This is a genomic window from Pseudidiomarina aestuarii, assembly GCF_048263735.1.
GTDB lineage: Bacteria > Pseudomonadota > Gammaproteobacteria > Enterobacterales > Alteromonadaceae > Pseudidiomarina > Pseudidiomarina aestuarii_B.
This window is the reverse complement of the sequence record NZ_JBLXDX010000005.1, coordinates 1-25,973: the sequence shown is the minus strand read 5'-3', so window position 1 is coordinate 25,973 and position 25,973 is coordinate 1. Positions and strand designations below refer to the sequence as shown.

At 45.7% G+C, this 25,973-nt stretch carries 27 protein-coding genes and 1 tRNA gene; 3 read left to right on the top strand and 25 right to left on the bottom strand.

Annotation, left to right across the window (positions count from 1 at the left end; genetic code table 11):
- Position 1: 1 nt before the first annotated feature.
- The 10 genes from ACN0S4_RS11000 to ACN0S4_RS10955 all read right to left on the bottom strand — a co-directional run bounded on the left by ACN0S4_RS11000 (position 2) and on the right by ACN0S4_RS10955 (position 6,306).
- Positions 2-1,543: a S10 family peptidase gene (locus ACN0S4_RS11000; protein WP_417657724.1), complete on the bottom strand. Its 1,542-nt coding sequence runs from the start codon at positions 1,541-1,543 to the stop codon at positions 2-4.
- 66 nt (positions 1,544-1,609) lie between these two features.
- On the bottom strand, positions 1,610-1,894 hold the full coding sequence (locus tag ACN0S4_RS10995; protein WP_417657723.1) for a type II toxin-antitoxin system RelE family toxin: 285 nt from the start codon (positions 1,892-1,894) through the stop codon (positions 1,610-1,612).
- A complete protein-coding gene (locus ACN0S4_RS10990; protein WP_417657722.1) occupies positions 1,884-2,135 on the bottom strand; it encodes a type II toxin-antitoxin system Phd/YefM family antitoxin in 252 nt (83 codons plus the stop codon). The genes ACN0S4_RS10995 and ACN0S4_RS10990 overlap by 11 nt, the downstream gene beginning before the upstream one ends.
- 132 nt (positions 2,136-2,267) lie before the next feature.
- On the bottom strand, positions 2,268-3,221 hold the full coding sequence (locus tag ACN0S4_RS10985) for a sensor domain-containing diguanylate cyclase (RefSeq protein WP_417657721.1): 954 nt from the start codon (positions 3,219-3,221) through the stop codon (positions 2,268-2,270).
- A gap of 156 nt (positions 3,222-3,377) precedes the next feature.
- Positions 3,378-3,917 carry a DUF2569 domain-containing protein gene (locus tag ACN0S4_RS10980; RefSeq protein WP_417657720.1) on the bottom strand — a complete coding sequence of 180 codons (540 nt, stop codon included), beginning with the start codon at positions 3,915-3,917 and terminating at the stop codon, positions 3,378-3,380.
- 87 nt (positions 3,918-4,004) lie between these two features.
- Entirely contained in the window at positions 4,005-4,415 is a 411-nt protein-coding gene (locus ACN0S4_RS10975) for a hypothetical protein (RefSeq protein WP_417657719.1), read from the bottom strand.
- Positions 4,416-4,434: 19 nt separating this feature from the next.
- Positions 4,435-4,869 (bottom strand): hypothetical protein, encoded by a 435-nt coding sequence (locus ACN0S4_RS10970; RefSeq protein ID WP_417657718.1) that lies wholly within the window; start codon positions 4,867-4,869, stop codon positions 4,435-4,437.
- 49 nt (positions 4,870-4,918) lie between these two features.
- Complete coding sequence (locus tag ACN0S4_RS10965; protein ID WP_417657717.1) at positions 4,919-5,377, bottom strand: hypothetical protein; 459 nt, start codon at positions 5,375-5,377, stop codon at positions 4,919-4,921.
- Positions 5,362-5,802: a DUF6896 domain-containing protein gene (locus tag ACN0S4_RS10960; protein ID WP_417657716.1), complete on the bottom strand. Its 441-nt coding sequence runs from the start codon at positions 5,800-5,802 to the stop codon at positions 5,362-5,364. The genes ACN0S4_RS10965 and ACN0S4_RS10960 overlap by 16 nt, the downstream gene beginning before the upstream one ends.
- A gap of 42 nt (positions 5,803-5,844) precedes the next feature.
- Positions 5,845-6,306: a hypothetical protein gene (locus ACN0S4_RS10955; protein ID WP_417657715.1), complete on the bottom strand. Its 462-nt coding sequence runs from the start codon at positions 6,304-6,306 to the stop codon at positions 5,845-5,847.
- 766 nt (positions 6,307-7,072) lie between these two features.
- On the opposite strand from ACN0S4_RS10955, the gene ACN0S4_RS10950 reads away from it, so the two are divergent.
- Positions 7,073-8,203, top strand: coding sequence for an HNH endonuclease (locus ACN0S4_RS10950; protein ID WP_417657714.1), 1,131 nt, complete (start codon positions 7,073-7,075; stop codon positions 8,201-8,203).
- 53 nt (positions 8,204-8,256) lie between these two features.
- Here the strand turns inward: ACN0S4_RS10950 and ACN0S4_RS10945 are convergent, their stop codons facing one another.
- The 8 genes from ACN0S4_RS10945 to rpsU all read right to left on the bottom strand — a co-directional run bounded on the left by ACN0S4_RS10945 (position 8,257) and on the right by rpsU (position 17,417).
- Positions 8,257-9,336, bottom strand: a complete 1,080-nt coding sequence (locus ACN0S4_RS10945) for a DNA adenine methylase (protein ID WP_417657713.1) — start codon at positions 9,334-9,336, stop codon at positions 8,257-8,259.
- On the bottom strand, positions 9,336-11,207 hold the full coding sequence (locus ACN0S4_RS10940) for an N-6 DNA methylase (RefSeq protein WP_417657712.1): 1,872 nt from the start codon (positions 11,205-11,207) through the stop codon (positions 9,336-9,338). Before ACN0S4_RS10940 ends, ACN0S4_RS10945 begins: the two co-directional genes overlap by 1 nt.
- Before the next feature lie 344 nt (positions 11,208-11,551).
- Positions 11,552-11,628 (bottom strand) — tRNA-Ile (locus ACN0S4_RS10935).
- 176 nt (positions 11,629-11,804) lie between these two features.
- A complete protein-coding gene (locus ACN0S4_RS10930; RefSeq protein WP_417657711.1) occupies positions 11,805-12,572 on the bottom strand; it encodes an amidohydrolase family protein in 768 nt (255 codons plus the stop codon).
- Between the two features lie 167 nt (positions 12,573-12,739).
- Complete coding sequence (rpoD, locus tag ACN0S4_RS10925; RefSeq protein WP_417657710.1) at positions 12,740-14,575, bottom strand: RNA polymerase sigma factor RpoD; 1,836 nt, start codon at positions 14,573-14,575, stop codon at positions 12,740-12,742.
- 140 nt (positions 14,576-14,715) lie between these two features.
- A complete protein-coding gene (locus tag ACN0S4_RS10920) occupies positions 14,716-15,102 on the bottom strand; it encodes a DUF3192 domain-containing protein (protein ID WP_417657709.1) in 387 nt (128 codons plus the stop codon).
- Between the two features lie 186 nt (positions 15,103-15,288).
- On the bottom strand, positions 15,289-17,034 hold the full coding sequence (gene dnaG / locus ACN0S4_RS10915) for a DNA primase (protein WP_417657708.1): 1,746 nt from the start codon (positions 17,032-17,034) through the stop codon (positions 15,289-15,291).
- Positions 17,035-17,201: 167 nt separating this feature from the next.
- Entirely contained in the window at positions 17,202-17,417 is a 216-nt protein-coding gene (gene rpsU / locus ACN0S4_RS10910) for a 30S ribosomal protein S21 (protein ID WP_034733010.1), read from the bottom strand.
- A gap of 257 nt (positions 17,418-17,674) precedes the next feature.
- Between rpsU and ACN0S4_RS10905 the strand changes: the two genes are divergently transcribed.
- Positions 17,675-18,304 carry a MarC family protein gene (locus ACN0S4_RS10905; protein WP_417657707.1) on the top strand — a complete coding sequence of 210 codons (630 nt, stop codon included), beginning with the start codon at positions 17,675-17,677 and terminating at the stop codon, positions 18,302-18,304.
- On the opposite strand, the gene tgt is transcribed toward ACN0S4_RS10905, so the two are convergent.
- The 7 genes from tgt to ACN0S4_RS10870 all read right to left on the bottom strand — a co-directional run bounded on the left by tgt (position 18,297) and on the right by ACN0S4_RS10870 (position 24,888).
- Positions 18,297-19,412, bottom strand: a complete 1,116-nt coding sequence (gene tgt, locus ACN0S4_RS10900) for a tRNA guanosine(34) transglycosylase Tgt (RefSeq protein WP_417657706.1) — start codon at positions 19,410-19,412, stop codon at positions 18,297-18,299. The genes ACN0S4_RS10905 and tgt overlap by 8 nt on opposite strands.
- Positions 19,413-19,463: 51 nt before the next feature.
- A complete protein-coding gene (gene queA / locus ACN0S4_RS10895) occupies positions 19,464-20,519 on the bottom strand; it encodes a tRNA preQ1(34) S-adenosylmethionine ribosyltransferase-isomerase QueA (protein ID WP_417657705.1) in 1,056 nt (351 codons plus the stop codon).
- 116 nt (positions 20,520-20,635) lie between these two features.
- On the bottom strand, positions 20,636-21,649 hold the full coding sequence (locus tag ACN0S4_RS10890) for a hypothetical protein (RefSeq protein ID WP_417657704.1): 1,014 nt from the start codon (positions 21,647-21,649) through the stop codon (positions 20,636-20,638).
- A gap of 5 nt (positions 21,650-21,654) precedes the next feature.
- Positions 21,655-22,242 carry a hypothetical protein gene (locus ACN0S4_RS10885; RefSeq protein WP_417657703.1) on the bottom strand — a complete coding sequence of 196 codons (588 nt, stop codon included), beginning with the start codon at positions 22,240-22,242 and terminating at the stop codon, positions 21,655-21,657.
- Positions 22,239-22,781, bottom strand: a complete 543-nt coding sequence (locus ACN0S4_RS10880; RefSeq protein WP_417657702.1) for an RNA polymerase sigma factor — start codon at positions 22,779-22,781, stop codon at positions 22,239-22,241. Before ACN0S4_RS10880 ends, ACN0S4_RS10885 begins: the two co-directional genes overlap by 4 nt.
- Before the next feature lie 141 nt (positions 22,782-22,922).
- Positions 22,923-24,194 (bottom strand): inorganic phosphate transporter, encoded by a 1,272-nt coding sequence (locus ACN0S4_RS10875; RefSeq protein ID WP_417657701.1) that lies wholly within the window; start codon positions 24,192-24,194, stop codon positions 22,923-22,925.
- 13 nt (positions 24,195-24,207) lie between these two features.
- Positions 24,208-24,888 carry a TIGR00153 family protein gene (locus tag ACN0S4_RS10870; protein WP_417657700.1) on the bottom strand — a complete coding sequence of 227 codons (681 nt, stop codon included), beginning with the start codon at positions 24,886-24,888 and terminating at the stop codon, positions 24,208-24,210.
- Positions 24,889-25,041: 153 nt separating this feature from the next.
- Here ACN0S4_RS10870 and ACN0S4_RS10865 point away from each other — a divergent pair, with 153 nt between their 5' ends.
- Positions 25,042-25,782 (top strand): TerC family protein, encoded by a 741-nt coding sequence (locus ACN0S4_RS10865; RefSeq protein WP_417657699.1) that lies wholly within the window; start codon positions 25,042-25,044, stop codon positions 25,780-25,782.
- Positions 25,783-25,973 lie beyond the last annotated feature (191 nt).

The window sequence follows — 25,973 nt, the reverse complement described above, 5'->3', positions numbered from 1 at the left end:
TTTAGTCAGAAGTTTGACTCTGCGCCTTGATGAATTCACGGGTGTCTTCGAGTAGGGCCTTTCGTGCCGGTTCATGCACGTACATCACGTGGCCACCGTGATAGTAGTGATAGATGATGTCGTTCGCGGCAATGCCATGTCGGTTGAGCGTGTACTCGGCGTCGAAGAATGGTGTGATTAGGTCGTAATAGCCCGAACCAACCATGACTTTTAACGCAGGATTGCTGCGTAGCACAGCCGCTAGATCAGGAGCCGTATTCACGTAATGTGGTTCCCACGAGCTACCTGCAGGCCGAGGACTCCAGTGCCACTTTCCAGACAGCTCTGGGTCAGCCGGATTCAAATAAGGACGATTCCAATCCACACCCAAATCATTACGCATATAGTGCATCAGCGAGGCTTTGTAGGCTGGCGAAATAGCTCCCGCCGCATCTTCACCCGGGCGTGGTGCAACGTCATCGCGCTCATCAAGGGTGTAGCGACTATCGAGAAGACCGACTGCAATACCCTCTTCGCGCTTGAGTTCCTTGGCAAATCTAAATGCATTGATACGCAAATCAACCCGCTCAATGTATTCCTTACTTAAGCCAGTGAAGCGCTGCAGCTCGCTGACCAACTCAGCACGTTTCTCATCACTCAGTAAATTGCCTTGAAACAGGGCTGGAAGGAGTTCTTGTGTTGCGAATTCACGGCTCGCTTGAATAAAGGCTTCGAAGTCACCGGATTGCTCCACTTTACCGTGATACCACGCAGTCGCCGCCATGGTTGGAATATAGGTAATGTAGGAAATGATGTTGTCGTCGACATAAGGCGTCGACCCTTGATAGTCGAGCGCTTGTGACACAAACACAATACCGTTGACGTTAATGACATAGTCTTCACGCAGTACTTTCGCAACCGCAGCCGCTCGCGTGGTACCGAAGCTCTCACCCAACAAAAATAGTGGCGAGTTCCAACGATTATTCTGCGTCAGCCATTCAGCAATAAAAGCGGCCATGGAGTTCGCGTCTTCAGTCAGCCCCCAAAAGTCCTCTTTTTTGCCCTTCCCAATTGCTCGCGAAAATCCGGTACCGACGGGATCGACAAAAACCATATCAGTGACATCAAGAATGGTTTCGGGAGCGTCTTTAATAGTATAAGGCGCTACACCGGGATGCTCCGCATCACTGGGTACAACAATACGCTTCGGTCCATAAGCACCCATGTGCAACCAAGTAGACGACGACCCAGGACCACCATTCCAAATAAAGGTTACTGGACGCTGCTGCTTACTATCCGCCACATAATCAAAGGAAAAAATAGCCGCAGTAGGCTCGCCTTCTGCATTCCGCAGATAGGTTTCACCCGCGTCCACCGTGTAATTGAGTCGCTCACCATTAAACGTTCCTTTGTGCTCAGAACGAAAGCGCGTCGGCTCTGGAACCGGCTGTTCAGCCTGCTCTTGCTCAGTAGCGGCATCAGTTTCTTGTGCTGACACACTGTTTGATTGGGTGATCGAGATGAGTAGCACGAAGCAAACGAGGTAAGGAGTTATTGGTTTCACTGGGTTATGTCCTATTTGAGCGATTGTTTGAGATTAGCACAAATAGAAAAGGTAAAGCGATGCTCTCTAAGTTCTATCCTTAAGCGTCTTATAAACTTGGCCTTTTTCCCGTTTACCGACAACCAGAACAATGATGATTATTTCGTCGTCAATTACTTCATAAACCAAGCGGTAACCGGCTGAACGCAGCTTGATCTTATAAACGGAGCTATAACCACCAAGCTTTGCTGATGGAACCCTCGGATTAATGAGGCGCTCCTCAAGCTTTTTCTTAAACTGGCTCTTGATTGGAGCGCTCAGCTTCATCCACTCCTTGAGTGCGGAAGGTACAAACTTGAGCTTATAAGTCATCCAATGACACCGTCACTGCATCAGATAGCTCAGCGCGGCGTTCTTCGACCAGCTTGCCGAGTTCGTAATCCTCAACCACTTCCATGATAGCTTCATAGGTCGCCGCCGGTATCAGGTAGGCGGTTGGCTTATTATGGTTCAGAATGGCAATTGGGGAACCGCTGGCTTCGCTCAGCAGCGAAGACGGATTTTTCTTTAACTCTGAAATACTTACGGAGAAATCAGCAAGGACGTGTTGCATAAAGACCTCAAATATGACCTGTATTATGGTCTTATTTTAGGCTGGCTTGCTGATGTTAGCTAGTCGAAATTTGTGTATGCCCTAACACCGTCAAAACAGCCGAGCGTAACGTCGCCGATTCGAAAAGCTCACTCATCTCCGTTTATGCTCGTACATCGCTGCATCAGCTACCTTAATCATGCTCTCTATTGTTAGGTCATTGTCTGGAGCAAAACTAGCGATACCGGCACTGTATTCAATTTTAAAAGGTTTCTGATTCGAGTCGTTTTCTTCCTCGACGGCTTGAGCAAACTGAGCAAGTATTGAAGCGACTTGATCTTCAGCCGTATTGGACAGCATTAAAGTAAACTCGTCGCCTCCTAATCTACCAACAACATCCGATTCTCGGAACGTCTCAAGCATGAGCCGCGCGAAAGCTTTCAATACATAATCACCTTCATGGTGCCCATACTTATCATTAATTTGTTTGAATTTGTTCAGATCAAAAACTACGAGGGTAAAAGGAACCTCATGGCGTCTGCACATACCGATAGAATAATTAGCGAGTGTTAGGAAACCGCGCCTGTTGGATATCAAAGTCAACTCATCTAACGTTGCCAGTTGGATGGACTTCACTTCCTGCTCAATCATTGCACCCAGATCCGCGAGAAGTTGTCGATCCTCGTCACTCATGTCACGAGGACTAGAATCGATTAAACACAACGTTCCGATTTTTAGGCCCGGCCGTAACTTCAAAGGGTAACCAGCATAAAACCGAATTTTTGGCCCCGCAGTCACTAATGGATTATTGGAAAAACGTTCATCATCGACCGCATCGGGTATGATGAACAGTCCATCCTGATTGATTGCATGAGCACAGAACGATATATCGCGCGGTGTCTCGTCAACATCCAATCCTTGATTTGACTTAAACCACTGCCGATTCTGATCAATCAAGCTAACGAGCGCTATGTCAACGCCGAACAGCCGCTTGGCCATCCGTGTCACTCGATCAAACCGCTCCTCATGTCCCGTATCTAAAATACAAAGAGTTTTTAGTGCGTGAAGGCGTTCTGCTTCGTTTTCTGGGATCGCTGGCTTTTGCATAATTTGAACTCTATGTTTAGACGCTAAACATGAGTATGGGCGATCATCTACTTAGACACTAATCTTAATTAGTGCCGTGTCGACCTAACATGACAAAGCTTGAGAGACGGTAGCCTTTCCAAGGTTCGTGTCGAAAATATAGAACTGAGGCTTTAACTAGCCGATGGTGTCGGTAGTTGGCTGCAGTTGGTTCTCCGGCCGCTTTTCCACAAAAGTTGCTTTCACTCGTTCAGAGACAAGCATGTATGGAATCCAAATCATCGCTGCAACAAGTGATCTGAAGAAATACTTCAAAGTTTCGTCATCAAACAATGGCTGATTTGGAAATACCAGTGAACCCAACCATGCATCAAGTGGAAAAATAATTACCGATATAATGGTTACCGCTATATAAACTTTTGGGAATTGATAATGCTTTGAGAAAAATAGATAAATGAGATACACGGAAACTACTGCCATTAGCGAGTTAATGACGAGTTCACCAAAAATCAAAAGCACTAATAATGGATTATAAAACTCAGAAAGAGGATTGCTTAACGCTGGAATTACACCTTCGGCAAGAATGCTGTAATACATTGGTCCAAGCTCGACAATTATACCAATTGGGCTCATACAAACCCCAATACCGATAATTATCAACCAACCTCCTAAACCCTTTAATTCCGAGGTATCACTCATCATTTCATCCTTGTTCATGTCGCGCGCCATCCAATATGGCTAATGTCACTGATTCTGAGAGAGGTCACACACTCGCAAACCCAGAGGGTTTAGAGGCATATCCACTTACTCTAGTCTTATACCCATAGTCATGGGTGGGAAAACGTGCCTGATAATAATCTTGCTGGCATTCTGAAGAACAATTTCAAGCTGATTCGGAGTATCCTCACCCAAGTAATCGGTTTGCACAACTTCTTTGATCTTCATCGGCAGATCATTCGCTTGGAAGCGCTTGTGAAGATTCGTTGAATCGATTCTGTTTACCGACAAACTGAGACTTGGATATCGACCAGCAACCTCCACTTCACATGGTTTAATCTCGAAGATCGATTGGTCATTAAATATTAAATTTATCTCATTGCAAATCAGAAAGCCCTCGTTGGTATCATCCCGCCAAGCCGCATGAACTCGTTCGTGGCTTTCGCCAATTCTGATTTCGATAAGGAGTTTCTGTTCGAAAGCTATCGTTTCACTCACAAATTCCCTGCTCCCTTGCCTATTCGTGCGCGCCTTGATGTGCGGCATCCTGCAACGCAGCAATGTCCTCCAGATTCGACACTAACTGAACCATTACTGATTCAGTTATATAAGAACTGCCAAAGGCGCTACTGTAAAACAAAAAGCTTGAAAAATTAGCTTTAACTTTTATGCCTTTGTTGGGCTTTACACCAAAAAACTGCAAATTAACGCTAGACCAACCCTTTTTGATTTTAACCTTTCCTTTATATCCCTGATTCATTATCTCGCGAAGCGTGATTATTAATAAATGCAGGGAACTGCCCTTCACTGGTGACAGCCATTCAACGTGATGTGAACTGGCACCGGCACAAAAAACCAAGTATTCATTCTGTTTTGTACCATTAGTTTCCGTCTCACCGAAGGTGAATATGGCGTTATCAATTTTTATCCGAGATTTGATAGTTTGAAACATTAGCGGATTCCGTTCCTACTGTCGTATAACGTCGCGATGGTTGACCTTTTCAGGCACTGAGCAATCTCACCGTTGGCGGTCGTTCAGATACAACATCTATGATCTGGTTGAGGCAGCAAAAGCCATAGTGTGCAAAAGAGCGAGGATAATCTGCCGACGCTAATGTTGCTTGGCTAATATAGTTCAAAAACGCTGACTCCGAATAAACTCGTGCAAGCCTACCCTCGAAACTTCCTTCGATGCCACCAGCATAGCTTTCATTGGTAACTGCATATGCTATGTAATCATCGAATACAATTTCATAGCGGGCACTGTTGTCAGCAATCTCTATGCGCTTGCTCTCGTTAAGTAACTTTCGTAGCGCCTCATTGGGTTCTTCATCTGATGACATTTGCGGGGCGACATCAGATACACCTGCCTCAGCTAGCACGATCCTGAGGCAGTCTTTATAAGTTTCGTGTATCTCAATCAAATCGAGATACTTGTGCTGATTCATTGCACTAAACATAGATGCCTAACGCCTTGCTCAAAGGCTCGGTACGCCAGCGTTTGTTGTGCATTTTGTGACAATGCCTCAGTAATAGCTTTTTTCATTAGTTCTTCATCATCAAGTAATTCACGATAGTTTTCGTAGGGCAAATTTCCATCTTTCACTTGCCTCTCAACAAAGATTTGCATTCGCCACGGATCTGGATCGGGCTTGTCAAAATCAAAATCGATTCCGCCAACATCAGTATTTTTTAAAATATCTACACCCGTGCCATGAGTTCGAATATACCAAGCAGTTCCAGGTACTAAATTGCAGCCACGATTCTCTCTCAAAAGAATGTCTTCTGCCTTCGATAGTCCTAATCCTAGTCGAATTAACTCTTTCGCCCAGATCATTTGGGCATACCATAACGGAATGGCAGCTTTAATTGGGTTCGTACTCATGACATCCTCACAACATGGCGATTTAATACCGCCGTCTTTGTCTTATCGTTGACTCGAAAATCCTTCAAAAACTGGCTTGAGGCGGCAATGCAGGAATGATTCAAAGAGGGAAAGGCCATCAATCCCTACCTCAGAGTCTAAGACAAAGTTGATTCGATCGGTTTCACTCTTGATCCATTCCGAGACCGAGTCATTGTCCAGATTTGACACTCCAATCTCGCCGCCCCGCTTCAGGAGACTTGCAGCCAACGTGCTAGGGGAACTACCAGCATTGTAATGCTGACTAATGTAACGAGCCTGGCTGTTAGAGCCAGCTTTCCCGACTTTAAGTGTGGTGTCCCCGTAAACAAATACGTATATTGCCATTTTACCAGCTGGCAGGCGGCTCGGCGGCCGATGTGGCGCTGGAAGTATTTCAACCGAAACCTGATCCCGGTTAATTTTGATCCGGGCGATGTCGGCTACGGTTAAAAAATCTTCCAGCAAAAGTTCCGGATTAATCACAGCTAACAGGCCCTCGTCATGGTTATCGAACGAATCTGTTCTGGCGCCAACATATGTTGTCGTGGCCTACGCGGCAGCAAAAGACATGACCATATATTTTGGTTCCTCAGGAACGAGTTGTTTTGAGTAAACAAGCTCTAATTTCTCCAGATCAAACCCGAACCTCTGACCTTTCCCCCAAATAACACCATATTTTCAATGAGATTTCAGTTTTTATGCCACCTGTTTTGCATATTAAGCTGGCCAAACACTTCGAAACTATGATCATCGACAATATTTGAGACGCGAAAGCGACGTCCATTGGCTAGTTGATCAGAAAAAAAATCATACTAAAACTTACAAATAGAAAATCCGAGTTAGCATTCATAGACAATCGAGAGTCACATTAAAGAATCATTTCTCGCTAATCGACCGCTTTAGTGTCAACAACGGGTGAAAACTGATCCAAGAAAAAGGCCGCACCCTCAGTGGATCAATTTTACTCCGTTGGTAACAATAATTCTGGTTCTTCGCTGTTAATATCCCTAATAGATCACTTTCATCCATGATTAATCCCACAGATTTACAGCGACTTGCTCAGCAGGCATACTTATACCTTATAACCACCCCTATATACCCCCACGAATGGTTCAATGAGTTTCCTATCTTTAGGCTACTAAGCATTAATAAAAATTAGAACTGTCAAATTTAAGCAGAATACTTGCGATCCGAGTTGAAAAAACACAGAATGGAAACAGAGGGATGTATTGTTTTTCAGGGTGTTACTATGAAATCTGTAAAAAGTATAGTGTATAGAAATTTAACTCACGCCGATTTTTTTAATATTAATAAACCACCAGGAATGGAAACTGGTGGCGGGGGGCAGGCTTATATAGATTTCCCTGTTAAGTCGGTTCGTTTAGAAGATTGGAAGAGTTTTTTTGAGCCTATAATAAATGTCAAAAGAACTACTGCTACGCAAGGGCCATGCTGGAACTTCCCCGTATACAGTATCGGTATCAGTAAATCGGGAAATGCTGACCAAGAATTAAAAATTTATCAGCGACGTGCTGCGTCAGTTAGTATTACTAGTCAGAAATTACAGTCTAGAAGTTCAAATAGAGTTAAGGCTTGGCTTCCCGTAAATGGCTTCCCTAAGCCAATTGATGATACTGATAGACATCAGTGTCCTACAGGTTTAATGGTGTTTCTTGCTTCTACTTATGATGGAGAAGTTTGGGCTGGTTGGTATCTTAATGATAGAACGACTGCGCTGCCAGTGCGAGATGGTGATCTAGCAAAATTTGGCGGGATGTTTGATTCGGCAGCATTTAATGAAGGATATTCAGGCGTTTTGAGTTTTGACGCCGGAGACGTTTTCTTGTGTCCTGAAGATATTAAATTCCCGTTTAGTACTAATTTGGCTCAACAACCTAGTTTAGTGTCTGAACCGAAAAGCGAAGCCAGTTTTCCAGTAAAAGAGTCTGACGAAACCGAAGTTATTGATAGTTGGTTCGATGAAGATTTCGGAAAAGGTGAAGCTAAGTTATCCGAGCGAGTGATAAAAATCAGAGATCGGAACTCCAAAATAGTCAAGAAACTTAAAGCACTATACAATCACAAATGCCAGATAACTGGTGATGAGTTCGTTTTTCAAAAGAAAGATGGAATAAACTATACTGAAGCTCATCATCTCATCCCGCTGGGTGAAGGAGGCGCTGATAATCCAGAAAACTTAGTCGTTCTAAGCCCGCAAATGCATAAGATGCTACACTTTGCTAATGTGTCTCCAATAGATTTAAGTAGAATGGAGCACTTAGAGGATGGCACTGCTACGTTGGATATCACGATAAATAGTAAGCCTTATAAAATAACATGGCACCCAAGGCATGCTGAGTTATTCGACAAGGCGACTTAATTAAATATTATTTCCTAATTTAACAGTCACCTACATGGTAGGTGACTGTTAAATTATCTCTGTAAGTGTATTAAGTATTCGGTTAGTTCGTTTTTTAATGCGCTATTATTACTTTTGAATCTTTTATGTGAAAAGGTATCAATTTCCACTTGCCCGTAAGGAGTTAAAAGTTCAATAAAGTCTTCTAGGTGTAGTAGGCCATCTTCGCTATAACTAATTAAAAAGTTATTGGTTTTCATGTTGGTAAAAATTTTTCTAAATGAATCCCTGATTTTTGTTTTTGTACAGAAATTCGAATATTGATCTCTCCAAGGTCTTAAGCCACTGACACCTATTGCTTCTGGAATGTCTCCACGCGCTAATGTTTCTAATATATGATAATTAGCGGCATATTGACGTTTCATGTATGGAGGATCTATGTAGCAAACATCACAAGATATCTGAGATGAAACATCCTCAGCATATCCTTGTAATACAGTGTGGTTCTCTGTGTCATTTAATAAAAGCAAATCGCTAGTATATAACCGCAAATCATCACAAGCTCTTCCAGAGAGTTTCGCCATATGGTGGCCATATGTTCCTGCAATATTAGCAATGTCGTTTGTACCCATTATTAGGTCGTGCAAAACTAGACTAAGTTCGACATTTGTTAATGAGTTTTTCTCTTTCAATTTGGTAATGTTAGCGCGAATTCCATCAATTTTCGCTGCGTTTTCACTGCTATAATAGTTTCTGGGTTTCTCGGTATTCTTGGGGGAACCGTCTAAAGAAAACTCATTCCAAAAATATCCTTTGATTGGTTGTGAGTTATTAAGTGCAGTTATAAATTTACTATATGCCGAAACGCTGTCGTCTCTAAACTCTTTCTTGGTTATATTATTCTCAATAAATTCAAACGCACCTTCAAAGCTAGGGCTTCTCTGGAACTTTAATCCTGTCACTGCGTGATGATAAGAGTATGTCATTAGATCGTTAGCCGTAACTTTATAACCCAATTTTCTAAGTTCGATAGCAACGGTAGCTGTACCAGTCATTAAGTCAGTTATGTGAGAACCAACGGGAGCTAGCTTTTGAATTTTATTTAATACGATATCCAGAATCTTGGATTTGGAGCCTATGTATCGATATCCCATTACAACGTCTCGCTGGTAAAAATATCTTGAATCGAAATGTTCTTTAGAGCCTTTATGGTTAGCAGTTCTTGTGAACTATCTAGGACTTTATATATGGATTTATAGTCAGACTCATCTAATCCATATATGTCTGCAACAAGTCGCTCTATTTTTGCATCTAATAAGTTAGAAACCACGTCTTTTGCTTCTAGAGTCTCTCTAAGCTCCCTAGTCACCAAATTTATTCTTTCTTTAATCGAGAGTGGAAGCATATCTAAAACTGGTAAAGGGAAGTCGAGTATTTGAGTTTGAGTTACATAAGGGTGTGATTTCCATTCAATTTCGCCGTTTGACATTGAAATGAGAAAGAATGCTAGTCGAGAATTGATTAAGGCTAAATAAAACTCTAGCGGGAAATAGCACTTAGAATCTGACTTTAATTTAAATATGTAAACAACTTGGTTAGTCATGCTGCCAGAGTAATCAATAGAGGCAGATATACCAATACCTGTCTTTCTCACCAGCATTTTCTTTCCGGAATATAGTTCTGTACCTTTGTATTTTATTCCGCTTTTTGTTGTGTCTATCCACAAGTCTGGTTCTAGTCTATAGCGATTGATGTGTTCACCGACAATGAGAGGGTTTGAACTATCAATAGGTTTTTTAAATATAATTACTTCTTTTTTACAATCACTTTTAATAAACTCGTTTTTACAGTGACCGCAATTAAAAGTGTTGCTGCTGGGATATGCAGACCATTTACTACAATTAGGGCATTTTATAACGTTGCCCTTCTTCGACAATTCAACACCGCGTGAACTTGTGAGATAATTACCGAGAACGCTTTTTTTGGCTGAAATTTTGTTATAAGTGCTTTCAAGCTCTGAATCTATATCTATATTAAACAAGTAATTGTTGTTAGATAAAAATCTAGATTGCTTAACTTTATGTGACAGCTTGCTTTCAGCATCATGAAAAGTCGTTTTTCCAGCTAAAATTAAGTTACGTTGCTCTACTGACAATCTGAAACAATCTATATCATGTTGTTGATTATGTTCGGTCTTTTCACAAATAATAACAGCGCAGGCACGGTTAATATCTTTAAATATTTTCTCGCCGAATCGCCCAATAAAATGAATTCTTGTATTAGTCAGAAGGTGTTTCCTGAGAGGCTCCCTTTCTTGATAAAAAAGAGAGTCAGGAATGATGAATGCTAATAATCCATTTTTTTTAAGGTTTCTAAGAGTTGACTCTATAAAAAGATCCGAAGTATCAAATTGCCTGTTAAAGAGAGTAAATGACCCATCAGTTAAATTTTCTTTATAATCAACTACGTCGGCACCCCAAGGTGGATTTGCAATAGCAATATCAAATCCATCTTTAATAGAATATCTGTCTAGTAGTTTACGCCAACCCTCATGATTTGATTCGTTGTAAGGACATAGCGCATTAGTATTAATAAGGTGCAGATGCTCGTATTCTTTTAATCTTCGTTCAGCCTGCTGAAGTGCCTTCTTGTCAATATCAATGCCGAAAACTTGCAAACTGAGTTTGTTATCGTATTTTTCATAAAATTTACTGGCATCTGTTATGGCAACTAGAAGCTCTCCATCACCACAAGCTGGATCAATAATGCTCAACCTATCAATGTTAGGATGCTCTCGGCTCGAAAAATAGTAAGACAAAACTTTATCAGCTACAAACTTTGCCAAATTATTTGGGGTGTAAACTACTCCATTGGCGTTTCTTTCTTGCGTTGACAGTTCAGAGCTTTCCAAAATTTTTCTGATATAGTCAGACCGACTCATGCCGTTTCGATTTTTTTCTATGCTCTGAAGTAGCTGCTCAGGCACGCTGATTGATACTTGTATGCTACTCGAGGTTTTAGTCATTTTTTAAATTCTCTTTGTTTTCAACTGTATTCATGCAAGAGATAGATTTATAACATTATGAAATATAAATAAAAAAATAATCTTATCACACTCTGTCATTTATGACAATTTAGGGGTGGGGGTTAAGATGCTTAAACCCTCAAATTCACAACGGATAAATTTAGATATACCTTACGACTTTTTACACTATGCTGTAGCCGGTGTATTACGTGGTGCTTTGGTTGTGCTTGAAACCATGAATAATTAACAAGCCCAAGCTTTTTCAGCTACAGCCAGTCGATTTTGCTAGTAAGAGTGATGGATTTTAGAACTTAGCACAGCTAGAAGCCGCGTATTTTGTGGATTGGTGGCCCCACCCTGACTTGAACAGGGGACCTGCCGATTATGAGTCGGATGCTCTAACCAACTGAGCTATGGGGCCACGATTTTACAACTTGAACCAACATTTCCTATGGTACCACATGGACTCACTAATTATGAGTCGGGTGCTCTAACCACTGAGCTAAGGGGCCATGTGAGGATTGCTGCGTAGAAAACGAAAGCGGGCGCAAGTATATGAAAATTGCGCCCGCTTGTCATGACCTTAGCCGCGAAAAGTTAGAGTTTAATGCCGTAAAATTCGGCTGCGTTGGTCGCGAATACTTTATCGATAGCGGCTTCGTCAGGAAGCGCTTCGTATACGGTGTCGATGTCGCCCAAGTTGAACGGGCGCTCGGTACGCGCTGATGGTAAATCGGTACCAAACATCAAACAGTCAGGATTGACGTCGTACAGCTTCTTCACAGCTTGCGCGACGTTGACCTCGGTACGACCGAAGCCGCTTGCCTTAATCTTCACGCCAGCTTCAGCTAAGCGCAGCACTTGTGACAAGCCAGAGCGTGCCATACCCAGATGATCCACTGATGCTTTTGGCAGTTTGACTAGTTTTGGAATCACTTCATCGAGCTCACGACTGTCGACATACAGTTCTAAGTGCCAGCCGACTAGATCCCAGATTCGTTTGCCGTAGTCGACCATGTTATCTAAGCCGCTCACTACGCCGCGCTTTAGGTTCACGCGCACGGCACGGATGCCTTGCTCATGCAGCTCAAGAATGCGTTTGTCGGACACGGTACTAGGTAAGTTGGTAACACCCACAAAGTTCTCACCAAGCTGATCCAGCGTCGGTTTAAAGTAACTTTGGTCAAAGCCCTGTACTGAGCCTGATACCACCGCACCGCCGACAATATTCAGCTCTTTGGTACGATGTTGATAATCTTCAACCGAGAACGGTGGCGGTAAAAAGCCTTGGTTCTCAATCAAAGGATAAGCGCTGTTGTAAATGTGAAAATGCGCATCCACAATACGCTTTGGGGAGTTGATCATAAATCATCCTTTTCAGCGAAATTAGCACTACTTTAACGCATTTAGGCACAAATTTCACATCGAGCCCGTTTATACGCGGTATGAAAAAAGCTCCAACATGTCACCATGGGGAGCTTTTTCTGACTCTTAATCAACGTATTCGTTCACCTGAACACGCTGGCCTGCAACTATTCGTCGAGGAATGACTTCAGTTGCTCTGAGCGGCTTGGATGACGAAGCTTACGCAGCGCCTTCGCTTCAATCTGACGAATCCGTTCACGGGTTACGTCAAACTGCTTGCCGACTTCTTCCAACGTATGGTCAGTGTTCATATCAATACCGAAGCGCATCCGCAGAACTTTCGCTTCACGCTGCGTCAAGCCACCAAGGACTTCACGTACCGCATTGCGTAAGCTTTCTGAAGTTGCTGAATCCACCGGCAAATCAAGCGTGGTGTCTTCAATAAAATCACCCAGATGCGAGTCTTCATCATCACCAATGGGCGTCTCCATAGAGATTGGCTCTTTGGCAATTTTCAGCACCTTACGGATTTTATCTTCTGGCATGACCATGCGCTCAGCCAATTCTTCTGGCGACGGCTCACGCCCCATCTCTTGCAGCATCTGCCGCGAGATACGATTCAGCTTGTTGATCGTTTCGATCATATGCACTGGAATACGAATGGTGCGTGCTTGGTCCGCGATAGAACGGGTGATTGCCTGCCGAATCCACCAGGTTGCATAAGTTGAGAACTTATAACCACGACGGTATTCGAACTTGTCGACCGCTTTCATCAAACCGATGTTACCTTCTTGAATCAAATCCAAGAACTGCAAGCCACGGTTGGTGTACTTCTTCGCAATCGAGATAACCAAACGCAAGTTCGCTTCGACCATTTCTTTCTTGGCACGACGCGCTTTCGCTTCACCAATCGACATGCGACGGTTAATGTCTTTCACTTTCGCAATAGTTAAACCGGTTTCGATTTCAACTTCTGCGAGTTTGTGAATGCAACGCTCAAGTTCGGTTTTCAGCTCGTTCAGAGCATCCGAATAACTCTCACCAGAGCTGATTTGTGCTTCCAACCAAGCGGTGCTGTTTTCGTTACCAGCAAACGCTTTCATGAAATTACGTTTTGGCATACCGGCTTGTTCGACTGACATTTTCATGATCAAACGTTCTTGCACACGCACACGATGCATCATGTCGCGCATGTCTTTGACCAGACGGTCGAACTGCTTCGGTACTAAACGGAATTGTTTGAAGAGATCACTGAGTGCTTCAATTTGCACGCGAGCTTTCGCATGATCACGACCGTGCTTGCTGATGGCCGCACGAGTTTTCTCATACTGGTCACGCAATTCGCCGAATTTTTGACGGGCAAACTCAGGGTCAATACCACCCTCGTTCGCGTCATCATCATCGTCGTCGTCATCGTCATCATCTTCGTCTTCAAGCTCTTCTTTTGAGAGCTCAGAGCCGATATGTGTGGCGGCTACAGGCGCAGTGTCTACTTCGTTAGGATCGATGAAGCCTGAAATGATGTCAGTCAGACGCATTTCTTCAGCTTCACAGGTATCCCACTGTTCGAGCAGGAAGTTAATCGCTTCTGGATATTCTGCTACCGAACACTGAACTTGGTTGATGCCTTCTTCGATACGCTTTGCGATATCGATCTCGCCCTCACGGGTCAACAGCTCAACAGTACCCATTTCACGCATGTACATGCGCACTGGGTCAGTGGTACGGCCTAATTCACCATCAACACTCGCTAATGCTTGCGCGGCAGCTTCTGCTGCGTCTTCATCGGCGGTGTCTTCACTCATCATCAGCTCATCGGCATCTGGTGCGTTTTCAAACACCTTGATACCCATGTCGTTGATCATGCTGATGATGTCTTCAATTTGATCAGAATCTACAATCTCAGAAGGTAAATGGTCATTCACTTCGGAAAAAGTCAGGTAACCCTGCTCTTTTCCTTTGGCAATAAGAAGTCTGAGTTGTGATTGACGACTCTGCTGCATACAGATCTACCACCTATTATTTAACGAGCAAAAATTAAATAAGCAAAACCGGTCTTAATCCCCGGTATCGATATTCGAAAGGGAGATAAATATAAGACCGGAAATGATAGCAGATTCTGTAGTTTTCAGCCAGAATTTAATCAATTCTTAGCAGGAATTCGGCTCACAGCTAGGTCACCAGTGCCCACTAAACTACCGTTCACAAAGACTAATGGTGTGCATTCATCTTTGGTGGTTTCGCCATCTGAGGCGGTACGATGGGTGCGATAGTAAAGAACGCGATACGTGTCGCCATCGACTGTCCACAGCTCAGAGAAATTTGGTGTACCTAATTGATTTTCGATACCGTTAATGGTGGCACCTTCGTCGAGGCTAGCAATCACTTTTCGATTTTCACGTTCTTGTTTCTGCCAGCTGTCGGATGAAGAGCTATAGCTGCCGTCGCCGTCAGCAACCACAATACAACCTTGCAACGTTAAAGCAGCAACCAATGCTGCGGCTAATCCTGCTACTTGAGTTTTACGCATCTGAATTCTCCATATGTATTCTTTATTTCGATGTCTAATAATGATTCGAATTGAAGTATTGTCGACTTCTGACTCATACAGTATGCAAGCATGATGCCAACTCGGGAAAGCCTTTAAATGTAACGGTTTGCAAGAAAGCGTGAGGAAACGTCAGTGAGGAATTCACTGACAGATTAGCGAAATTAGCTATTTTTTAAGATATTTAAGCAAGGTGAGATACTCGTGCTTCTCGGTTTTCGTGAGTGGACTGTGGCGCTCTTTTTCAATCAATTCATCAGCGCGCTGCTTCACGAACTCATCAATGAAATAGCAGAAGATTCCGTAGAACTCTTTCTCCACATCCTCATCATCAAGCTGATGTTGCCAGCTTGCCAATTGGCGGAGTGCTTTTTCTTCTTTGGTGTCACGCCAGAGTTCCAGTAACTGTGCGCTGGTGCGCGGTTGTTCATGGGTTTGCTTGTGCAGTGCTAGCAGTAAATCGATGCCTGGGATTTTCAGTCCTTTGAGTTCATCATGAATGGGGATGTCTTTGCCGATAGCTGGATGCTGTACCAACAGCCCAATGGCACGGCGCATCGGTGTCATTTTTAGTGCATCCGACGGTTTATTGCTTGCCGCTGTTTGTGTTTTCACATGACTCTTGATTTGCGACACATCGCGACGCAATAGTTTAGCTAAGCGCTCGGTCAGCAACTCTTGGTAGAACTCGCTGGCGACTTTTTCAATGAGCGGTCGCGCATCACTCAATAGCGCACCACGGCCACTGTCAGTGCTGAGGTCGTACTGAGCACTCAGATGCTCAAAGAAGTAGTCAGTGAAGCTCTGCGCCTGCCCTAAGCGCTGTTCAAAGGCCTCTTTGCCCTCTTTGCGCACGAGCGTGTCAGGGTCTTCGCCATCGGGCAGAAACAGGAAAGTCATCGCGAGGCCGTCAGTTAGCAACGGCAACGCATTTTCTAAGGCGCGCCAAGCGGCATCGCGACCGGCACGGTCACCGTCGTAACAACAAATCACTTGCTTGGTGGCACGAAACAGCATCTGCAGTTGTTCGGTAGTGGTTGCGGTACCTAGAGACGCCACCGCGTAGGAAATACCCGCCTGCGCTAGCGCCACCACGTCCATATAGCCTTCCACAATGACGACTTGGTCGAGCTGGTTTTTATGCGCTTGCCGTGCTTCATAGAAGCCGTACAGCTCTCGGCCTTTATGGAACACGCGAGTTTCGGGCGAGTTCAGGTACTTGGGTCCATCACCTTCGAGGATGCGACCACCGAAGCCGACAACCCGCCCGCGCCGATCACGAATCGGAAACATTATGCGGTCACGGAAGAAGTCATAGAAACGGCCGCTGTCGTTATTGTTCAGTAGCTTCAATTCGGCTAGTTGTTGCTTGTCATTTTGCGATTTGGCGAGGGCTTTCAGTAAGCCATCCCACTCAGCAGGCGCATAGCCTATCTGGAAGCTTTTGACGATATCGCCACTGAGTCCACGCCCTTTCAAGTAGTCGATCACACGCGCGGAGTTCGGATGCTTGCGTAACTGATGAGCGAAGAACTTGGCTGCCAATTCCATTTGCTGGTAGTCATCTGCGGCTTGTGCGCGTTTGCGTGCTTCGGCTTGTGGATTGGCTACTTGTTCACGCGGTACTTCAAGACCCATCATCCGCGCCAGCTCTTCAATGGCTTCGGGGAATTCGAGACCGTCAAACTTCATTAAAAAATCAATGGCATTGCCATGCTCACCACAGCCAAAACAGTGATAGAACTGCTTGTCGGGAGCGACGGTGAAGCTGGGTGATTTTTCGTTATGAAATGGGCAGCACGCCTGATAATTCCGACCTGCTTTTTTCAACGGGACTCGGCTATCAACCACTTCCACAACATCCGCGCGATCCAACAGATCGTGAATGAAGCTTTTTGGAATGAGACCAGCCATGGAAGTCCTTTTGCTTGAGTCGGATTGAAACGGAACAGCGCTTGAATTGAGCGATCGATTCTACTGTGAAACGCGAGCCTTGCAAACACGCAATGAAAAAGCCGAATGAGTTTCCCCATTCGGCTTTTCTAATCGTTTACACGATCAGGCAAGAATCAAGCGCGGTCTTAGTAAAGACGAGTGCGGCGCGCGTTCTCACGCGACAGCTTCTTCGCATGACGTTTAACAGCAGCGGCTTTCTTACGCTTACGCTCTGAAGTTGGCTTTTCGTAGAATTCACGACGACGAACTTCAGACAGTACACCTGCTTTCTCGCAAGAGCGCTTGAAACGACGCAGTGCTACGTCAAACGGCTCGTTTTCTTTTACTTTAACAACTGGCATTAAAATCTCACCTCAATGAAAATTCTGTTGTTGGTTATCGGATTGGTTAATTTTTAACCACGACAATTAAAAATGGTGCTGAATTGTAGCGAGTTCAGATCCTCTTGTAAAGCTAGAGATCATGTTTTTCTTTGCTTTCGGGAAATCTCTGCGACCGCTTGGAATGCGTTGCTTTGCCCTACATTCCCGTTACAATATCTCGCTACAATAGCTAAGCTCGTTAACCCAGCGCAGCGCTATATTGGCGGAGTCCACCCATGCTCGAGACATTTTTATTTCAGTTTACTTCTATGTTCACCATGATCAATCCGGTCGCGGCGATTCCTATTTACATTGCGTTGACCGAGGCAATGACGCCGAAAGCTGCGCGCTGGGTAGCTATGCGGGCATCAATTACCGCGTTTATCGCGCTGTGCGTCTTTGCATTACTTGGTGAAGCGATCTTTAGCTTCTTTAGTATCTCCGTCAACGGACTCCGCGTTGCCGGCGGTATTCTATTTTTCGTGATGGGCTACGAAATGCTACGTGGCCGCACCGTTCCCAAGCGCGTTGATGGCGAAACCGACGGCGACTTTGGCTCTGACGTAGCAGTTACACCACTCGGAATACCAATGATTGCCGGCCCTGGCGCTATCACCATGGTGATATTGACCAATCAGGCCAGTACCGGTCCAGGTAGCTCAATTAGCATGTACGTCGCTATTTTTGTGGTCTGTGTGCTCACTGCCATTGTTTTAGCGAGCGGCCGTCAATTACTGGCGAAGCTTGGCCGCAGTGGCTCGAAGATTCTTATGCGCTTGATGGGTCTGATTGTAATGCTGATTGCGGTCGAATTCTTCTTCGCTGGTATCAAGCCTTACGTTATCGATATTGCCCGCGCTATTTAAGCGCGGGTACTTCCATCTCGCGTTTCGCGTAGAACTCAGCAACATGTGCTTCAAGGCGATCTTCAGCAATCGCCTCACGTAAATCGCGCATCACTTTCTGATAGTAGTGCAAGTTGTGAATCGTGTTTAAGCGACCACCGAGCATTTCATTGGAGCGATCCAAGTGATGCAAATACGCACGCGAATAGTTCTGGCAGGTATAACAGTCGCACTCAGAATCCAGTGGTCCGGTGTCGGTGCGATGCACTGCATTACGAATCTTCACCACACCTGTGCTTACGAATAAGTGACCATTACGAGCATTCCGCGTTGGCATCACACAATCGAACATGTCGACGCCACGTCGTACCGCTTCAACGAGGTCTTCTGGCTTACCCACACCCATCAGATAGCGCGGCTTATCCGCTGGCATTTCCGGCGCGATATGATCGAGTACACGCATCATATCTTCTTTCGGTTCACCGACACTCAAACCACCAATGGCGTAACCATCAAAACCAATGTCTGTAAGCCCGTTCAATGATTCGGTACGCAGCTCTTCATACATACCGCCCTGAATGATACCGAACAATGCCGAAGGATTGTCGCCATGCGCTTGCTTCGAGCGCTGTGCCCAACGCAATGACAATTCCATCGATGTACGCGCCTGCTCCTCAGTTGCGGGATGTGGCGTACATTCATCAAAAATCATGACAATGTCAGCGCCCAGATCACGTTGCACTTCCATCGACTTTTCTGGGGTCAAAAGAATCTTTTCACCGTTGATTGGCGAACGAAAGGTCGCGCCTTCTTCGGTAATTTTGCGCAGCTCACCTAAGCTGAATACTTGGAAACCACCCGAATCAGTAAGAATCGGTTTGTCCCAATTCATAAAGTCGTGCAGGTCACCGTGCTGCTTAATAATTGAGGTGCCAGGACGCAACATCAAATGAAAGGTATTACCGAGGCAGATTTGCGCACCGGTAGCGGCCACTTCTTCAGGGCTCATGCCTTTCACAGTACCTGCGGTACCCACTGGCATAAAGGCAGGTGTTTCAACTACACCACGATCAAAAATCATGCGCCCGCGGCGTGCTTTGCCGCTGGTCTTTAAGAGTTCAAATTTCATTTCATCACCGAGTTAAACACGGAAAAACAGTCCGAGAGGCGCAAGTATACCTTAGCCGTTCTGCTTCGTCACAAACATGGCATCGCCATAACTGAAAAAGCGATAACGCTCTTGTACCGCTTCAGCATAGGCGGCTAATACGGCATCACGTCCTGCAAACGCCGATACCAACATGATTAACGTCGATTCGGGTAAGTGGAAATTGGTGATCATCGCATCGATGACCTTGAATTCGTAGCCCGGGTAAATAAATATCGAGGTGTCATCAAAGAATGGCGCGATCAACTCAGAGCCTGCTGCCTGAGCAGCACTTTCTAACGAACGCACTGATGTGGTACCCACCGCAACAACTCGATTCCCCCGCGCTTTAGCCGCTTGAATCGCTGCAACTGTATCTGCGGGAACTTCGGCATATTCGCTGTGCATCACATGTTCTTCAATCACGTCCACACGTACTGGCTGGAACGTACCTGCGCCAACATGCAGCGTTACGTAGGCAAACTCGACGCCTTTGTCGCGAAGCTGCTGTAAAATCTGATCATCGAAGTGCAAACCTGCGGTCGGTGCTGCCACCGCACCTGGTTTCTTGTTGTAAACGGTTTGATAGCGCTCTCGGTCACTGTCTTCATCGGGCCGGTCAATATACGGTGGCAATGGCATATGCCCATGCTGCTCGAGTACTTCTAGCACCGGCTCTGAGGTTAAAAACTTCAGTTCAAACAGAGCATCTTTGCGCCCGACCATTTCTACTTCGACAGCGTTCTCAAGTAACATCCGCTGCCCAACTTTTGGCGCTCGGTTGCTACGCAAATGCGCTAGCACATGATGCGAATCCACAATGCGTTCCACTAGTACTTCAACTTTGCCACCAGCGCCCTGCTCTTGGCTAAGTTTGTGCCCTAGCAATCGTGCTGGTATAACCCGCGTATCATTGAATACCAGCACGTCTCCCGCATGGAGTTGTTCCACGATAGCGGTGAATTGACTGTGCGTTACCGTGCCCGTAGGACCATCGAGACACAACATGCGACTGGCACTGCGCTCGGGTTGCGGATAACGGGCAATCAATTCGTCTGGTAGTTCGAATGTAAAATCAGAAACGTTCATTGCTGGCGGTTCATTCATGTGGCTTGCGGGAGGCGTACTTTACCTGTTTTGTTGCGCAAAAAAAAGACGCACCACGAGGATGCGCCTGAATAGATGACAACCGATCTAATGACCAGTTAAAAGGAGTACGTGACTGCTTCTGCTAATAGATCACTCGCTCCGTCAGAACCTGAACATTCGGTGACATTACGCTTCGAGAAAATGAAGATTTTGTCCTCACCACCTTGCTCTTTGTCACCTGCACCTTCAAGGATAAAGGTAATGTTCTCGCCATTCGGTAACGACCGTAGTGTCCGTCCATAGTCACACAAAGTTTGTGCCATGGTTTGTTCAAATTGAGCAATGCGCTCGGCACGTTGTTGTTCGCGCTCGGCACGGCGGACGAGGACTTTTTGCTGCCGCTCCGCATTAATGGCTTGGAGCTTTTCAGTTTCCTGCTGCACTTCGGTTTCGAGTTCGCGCATATCTTTGCGCGCCTTCTCGAGCTCGCTTTCGATTTTCACCAGCCCTTCGCCATTAGCCGAGCGGCGAGAGAATTCAAGGTCACGGATTTTACGGCTAACATCCCGAATTTCTCGTCCTGATTCACGAATATTGCGAGTAATAGCGCGCACTTTTTCGCGTGATTCATCAGACTCACCGCTACTAGTCCAAACCGAGTCACCGTCGATCACAATTTCCTGTGATTCAATGATGACTTCCATTTCATCACCGAGTGCCTCTAGCTCTTCCAGTGCTTCCAACGAGTCACCGGAATACATCCGCACTAGCTCATCACCATCTTCACCGCCGCGAATTACTTCGATCTGTGGTGCAATACCAGCCATTCCCGGAGTCGGCGGCATTGGTGGGGTTGGTGCTCCATCACCGAAGAACATCCGGAACGAATTGCCACCTACTTGGGTGCGGTAAACCACGCCTTGACCAGCCAAGTAGCTGTAGTCCAAGCCGCGACCAAAGCTAAAGCGGCGCTCGCCCGACTGTTCCTGTTTCAATGAGGTTTCAAAAATACTGTTCATAATTTCGAGTTGCTTGCGTAGCTCGGCGCGTTGCTCCGAATTCGCTTGCGCGGTCATGGCGACCGAACCTACTGCTAATGCTACTGCTGAAGCGACCATTAATTGACGCATAGTTATTACTCCTGAGTGCTATTCATAGGGCTCATCGGATAGCTGGTTTCCTGCAGCCAATCTTCCGAAAATTGTTGTAACTGGTTGGCAAAAAAGACCTGATCATCTTCGCGTTGGGCGTTGACGTAACGAATGAGATCTTCCATGTCGTCCTGGCGTTCTTGCCGATTGGTCGCCAGCACATAATTCACGAGTTGCTGGTTAGCGGCACCGAGTTCACTGCGAAAGTCTTCGCGGAAGTCTTCGCGCAGGTTGCTGGCGTAGTTCGCTAATGTCAGTTGTTGGGCGGCACCGTATTCATTCAAGCGCTGCTCGACCATGGCGGTTAATTTGGCTTCGTCGACGCCACCACCGAAGCTGACTGAGAAACCATCAGCGATGTTATGGATCTGCACTTGGCCAATCACCAACACCATGGCAAATGCCGATGCAGCTAATGAGGTCATAGGCAACCAAGGCTTCTGCCACCACCGTAAGGTATTCTCTGCTGTCGCGCGGAAGGTGCGTTCCCGTGGCCACTCGGGCACTGGTTCATTCACCATCTCATCGGCTGTGCGTTGCAACCATTGTTCAAAATCCTGGTGCTTACTCATACTGCCTCCACCAATTCTTGTAACTTACTCACCGCGCCATACAGGCGCGACTTCACTGTGTTCAAAGGCGTTTCAGTTTGCTGCGCAATTTCCTGCAAACTCAAATGCTGAAAAAATTTCAACTCAACCACCACGCGTTGTTCAATCGGTAACTCTTGCATCGCCCGAACGAGTCGTTGGCCTTGTTGCTGACCGGAATATACTGCTTCGGGGCTGTCCCAATCGGCCGTCGAGGCTTCCTGCTCAAAATCGTAATCGTCTGCAAAAGACTTGCGGCGACGGTAGTGCTCGATGCATCGGTGATGCGCAATAGTCATCATCCAATTCTTGAATGAGCTTTCGCCGCGCCATGCTCCCAGATTTCGAAAAACCGATAGAAACACTTCCTGCATCAAATCTAGTGCATCGTCACGATTGCTCACCATACGCAAGGCATAGTTGTAGACTAATCCTTCGTAGCGCTTCACGAGTTCGAGCCATGCTTGTTTATTATTTTCGAGCGCTCGTTTGACGAGGCGCTGATCAGACGGTGCAAACACAGAATGATTCCCTTTATCACAGCGGCGTATCCGCTAGCTTCAATACTGTAGTCGAAACCGCATCAAAAAAAGTTTTCCGCAGGCAAAAAAAAAGAGACCGAAGTCTCTTTTTTCTATTATCTTTTCACTATTCACCGGCTTTTAGATAACTCCGAAAGAAGCCTTGAGAATATAGAAGAAGATGATCGACATAATCGCACCCGCTGGGAGCGTAACTACCCAAGATACAACGATGTTTCGCACTACGCCCAAGTTCAATGCCGCGATACCGCGTGCCATACCGACACCTAATACCGCACCTACTAGAGTTTGCGTCGTTGAAATCGGAAGTCCGGTACCGGATGCAATGACCACCGTACTAGCCGCTGCTAGCTCTGCGGCAAAACCACGACTTGGGGTTAAGTGCGTAATGCCTTTACCGATAGTGGCAATAACACGACGACCCAGCATCGCTAAACCAAGCACGATACCTACGGCTCCGACTGGTAAAACCCACCAAGCCAATTGCGCTTTGCTTTGGATTTCACCGCCACTTTCAACAATGCTTACCACTGCAGCTAGTGGGCCGATCGCGTTAGCAACGTCATTGGAACCGTGGGCAAACGCCATGGCACAGGCAGTCACAACCATAAGAATAGCAAACACCTTTTCAACGTTGGTGTAATGCATGTCTTTATCAGCAGAAGGGTCAAATTTGATCCGTGAAATTGCATACTTGCCGATAATACCGACCACGATACCTACAGCTAGCGCAATCATAAAGCTCTGGAATGTGGAGAACTCAAGACCTACATGCTTCAAGCCTTTCGTTAGCGTCACAAGCGCAATTACAAAACCGGTTAGCACCATATAAATCGGCACATAACGTTTCGCCATCGCAAACGGATTATCTTGATCGAAAATCAATTTTTGGGCGCTAAGGAATACAAAGTAGGCTAATAGACCCGCAATTAACGGCGTCACCACCCAGCTACCAATAATACCCGCAACGCTACCCCAGTTGACCGAGTCTGCACTCACACCCACTGCAGCAAAACCAACGATAGCACCAATAATTGAGTGCGTGGTTGATACTGGCCAACCAAGCCACGAGGCGATGAGCAGCCAGAACCCTGCTGCTAGCAAGGACGCAATCATACCGAACACCAGTATTTCTGGAGTATCGACAAAGTATGCTGAATCAATGATGCCTTTGCGGATGGTAGAAGTGACTTCGCCGCCAGCTAAATAGGCACCCGCAAACTCAAAAATCATCGCAATGATAATGGCTTGCTTAATAGTTAGTGCTTTGGAGCCGACCGAGGTACCCATGGCATTTGCCACGTCATTCGCACCAATACCCCATGCCATAAAGAAGGCAAATGCAGCAGCGAGAAGAATCAGCGTGAGGTTATACGTAGAAATAATATCCATCGTGAGTCTCCTGTTAGACGCGAGCGAGCATCAGCTCGAAACGCGCACCAACGCGCTCTGCGAGGTCAGCTAAGTCACCTACCCAATCGAGAATCTGGTAGAGGAACATAGCGTCGAGTGGATTCATGTTTTGTTCGTGCGCACGTAACTGGCGACGCAATTGAATCTGCAACACATCGGTGTCTTGTTCGATACCATCCAATTCAGAAATCATGTTATCGACAATTTTGCGTTCGCGGCCGCGGAAACCGGCTTCGAGTAAGTCATCAAATTCGCTGATGGTTTCCTTCGCTTTGTCGGTCGCATCGAGGCAACGCTGCAAATAGGCATCAAAACCTTCCACCATATCGGCTGGAATTTGCATTTCCCGACCGGTAATCAGTCCTGAGATATCTTTGGCTTTATTGGCGATGCGATCTTGCTGCGATACCAACTCGAGTAGGTCGGTACGCTCTACTGGCATGAATAAGCCGCTAGGAAGATTGAGTCGAATTTCGCGTTTGAGGTCGTCAGCGGCTTTTTCTTTACGGACGATTTCTTTGCGGTGGATTTCGGCTTCTTTCCAATCACCTTTATAGACGGCTTGGAAGAAAGGTTTGAGGGCCATTGCACAGTCATGAACCTGTTCAATGTGCTCGATCATCGGTTTGATCGGCGACTTGGCAAACATACCAAGAAACGAATTTGCAGACATAAAAGTTCGCCTTTGTTGCTGCGGATGAAACGTTTTATAAGGGTTGCGAATACTAGCAAAGTTAGCTGTGAACGCAATTTTTTATTGCCGCTTGTCTAGCATCAATAACCCTCGTATTGTAATTCAATCTCTAACCAATGTAAGTGGAACTTTATGTTTGAATGGATTTTATTACCAGAAGCGTGGATTGCGCTGGCCACACTGACCGCTTTAGAAATTGTGCTTGGTATCGATAACATCATTTTTATTTCGATTTTGGTTGGGCGGTTGCCGGAGTCGCAACGACAAAAAGCTCGCCAAATTGGATTGATGCTGGCGATGGGTATGCGCATTGCCTTATTGCTCTCGATTGTCTGGGTGATGGGGCTAACAGAGCCTTTGTTTCATCTATTCGATATGGGGTTCTCTGGGCGTGACCTGATTCTCTTCTTTGGCGGGTTGTTCTTACTCGGCAAGAGTACTTTAGAAATACACCATGCTTTGGAGGGTAGCCATGAACAGAAAACGTCGGGGAAAGTAGCCACGTTTGGTGCAATCATTACGCAAATTGCGGTGGTTGATATCGTCTTCTCACTCGACTCGGTTATTACAGCAGTTGGCCTCGTTGATTACGTAGCCGTAATGATTATCGCCGTTGTAGTTGCCGTATTAGTCATGATGCTGGCAGCCAAGGCTATTGGGGACTTCGTCGATGCACATCCAACCATCAAAATGCTAGCTCTGAGCTTCTTAATCTTGATTGGTTTCACTCTTATGGGTGAAGGTCTTGGCTTCCACGTACCGAAAGGCTACGTCTACTTTGCCATGGCGTTCTCACTATTAGTGGAACTTCTGAATATTCGCATTCGTAAAAATCGCGAACCAGTGCAGTTGAAAAAGCGCATAGAAGAATAAGGCTAGAAGAATTAAAAAAGGCGACCTTCGGGTCGCCTTTTTATTTGCCTAATGGCTTATGCTGCACGCTTCAGTTTGACCTGTGGGCGACGACGCCAAAGCGCGCCACCCAGAGCCATCAAGGCCAGCCAGATACTTAACTGACCACCACTGGATTTACCATCCACACGAATGACTTCAATCGCATCGAC

Coding starts and splice junctions, on each gene's coding strand:
- ACN0S4_RS10995 (WP_417657723.1), bottom strand. CDS start 1,894: ATGACTTATAAGCTCAAGTTTGTACCTTCCGCACTCAAGGAGTGGATG.
- ACN0S4_RS10990 (WP_417657722.1), bottom strand. CDS start 2,135: ATGCAACACGTCCTTGCTGATTTCTCCGTAAGTATTTCAGAGTTAAAG.
- ACN0S4_RS10985 (WP_417657721.1), bottom strand. CDS start 3,221: ATGCAAAAGCCAGCGATCCCAGAAAACGAAGCAGAACGCCTTCACGCA.
- ACN0S4_RS10980 (WP_417657720.1), bottom strand. CDS start 3,917: ATGAACAAGGATGAAATGATGAGTGATACCTCGGAATTAAAGGGTTTA.
- ACN0S4_RS10970 (WP_417657718.1), bottom strand. CDS start 4,869: ATGTTTCAAACTATCAAATCTCGGATAAAAATTGATAACGCCATATTC.
- ACN0S4_RS10965 (WP_417657717.1), bottom strand. CDS start 5,377: ATGTTTAGTGCAATGAATCAGCACAAGTATCTCGATTTGATTGAGATA.
- ACN0S4_RS10960 (WP_417657716.1), bottom strand. CDS start 5,802: ATGAGTACGAACCCAATTAAAGCTGCCATTCCGTTATGGTATGCCCAA.
- ACN0S4_RS10950 (WP_417657714.1), top strand. CDS start 7,073: ATGAAATCTGTAAAAAGTATAGTGTATAGAAATTTAACTCACGCCGAT.
- ACN0S4_RS10945 (WP_417657713.1), bottom strand. CDS start 9,336: ATGGGATATCGATACATAGGCTCCAAATCCAAGATTCTGGATATCGTA.
- ACN0S4_RS10940 (WP_417657712.1), bottom strand. CDS start 11,207: ATGACTAAAACCTCGAGTAGCATACAAGTATCAATCAGCGTGCCTGAG.
- ACN0S4_RS10930 (WP_417657711.1), bottom strand. CDS start 12,572: ATGATCAACTCCCCAAAGCGTATTGTGGATGCGCATTTTCACATTTAC.
- rpoD (WP_417657710.1), bottom strand. CDS start 14,575: ATGCAGCAGAGTCGTCAATCACAACTCAGACTTCTTATTGCCAAAGGA.
- ACN0S4_RS10920 (WP_417657709.1), bottom strand. CDS start 15,102: ATGCGTAAAACTCAAGTAGCAGGATTAGCCGCAGCATTGGTTGCTGCT.
- dnaG (WP_417657708.1), bottom strand. CDS start 17,034: ATGGCTGGTCTCATTCCAAAAAGCTTCATTCACGATCTGTTGGATCGC.
- rpsU (WP_034733010.1), bottom strand. CDS start 17,417: ATGCCAGTTGTTAAAGTAAAAGAAAACGAGCCGTTTGACGTAGCACTG.
- ACN0S4_RS10905 (WP_417657707.1), top strand. CDS start 17,675: ATGCTCGAGACATTTTTATTTCAGTTTACTTCTATGTTCACCATGATC.
- tgt (WP_417657706.1), bottom strand. CDS start 19,412: ATGAAATTTGAACTCTTAAAGACCAGCGGCAAAGCACGCCGCGGGCGC.
- queA (WP_417657705.1), bottom strand. CDS start 20,519: ATGAACGTTTCTGATTTTACATTCGAACTACCAGACGAATTGATTGCC.
- ACN0S4_RS10890 (WP_417657704.1), bottom strand. CDS start 21,649: ATGCGTCAATTAATGGTCGCTTCAGCAGTAGCATTAGCAGTAGGTTCG.
- ACN0S4_RS10885 (WP_417657703.1), bottom strand. CDS start 22,242: ATGAGTAAGCACCAGGATTTTGAACAATGGTTGCAACGCACAGCCGAT.
- ACN0S4_RS10875 (WP_417657701.1), bottom strand. CDS start 24,194: ATGGATATTATTTCTACGTATAACCTCACGCTGATTCTTCTCGCTGCT.
- ACN0S4_RS10870 (WP_417657700.1), bottom strand. CDS start 24,888: ATGTCTGCAAATTCGTTTCTTGGTATGTTTGCCAAGTCGCCGATCAAA.
- ACN0S4_RS10865 (WP_417657699.1), top strand. CDS start 25,042: ATGTTTGAATGGATTTTATTACCAGAAGCGTGGATTGCGCTGGCCACA.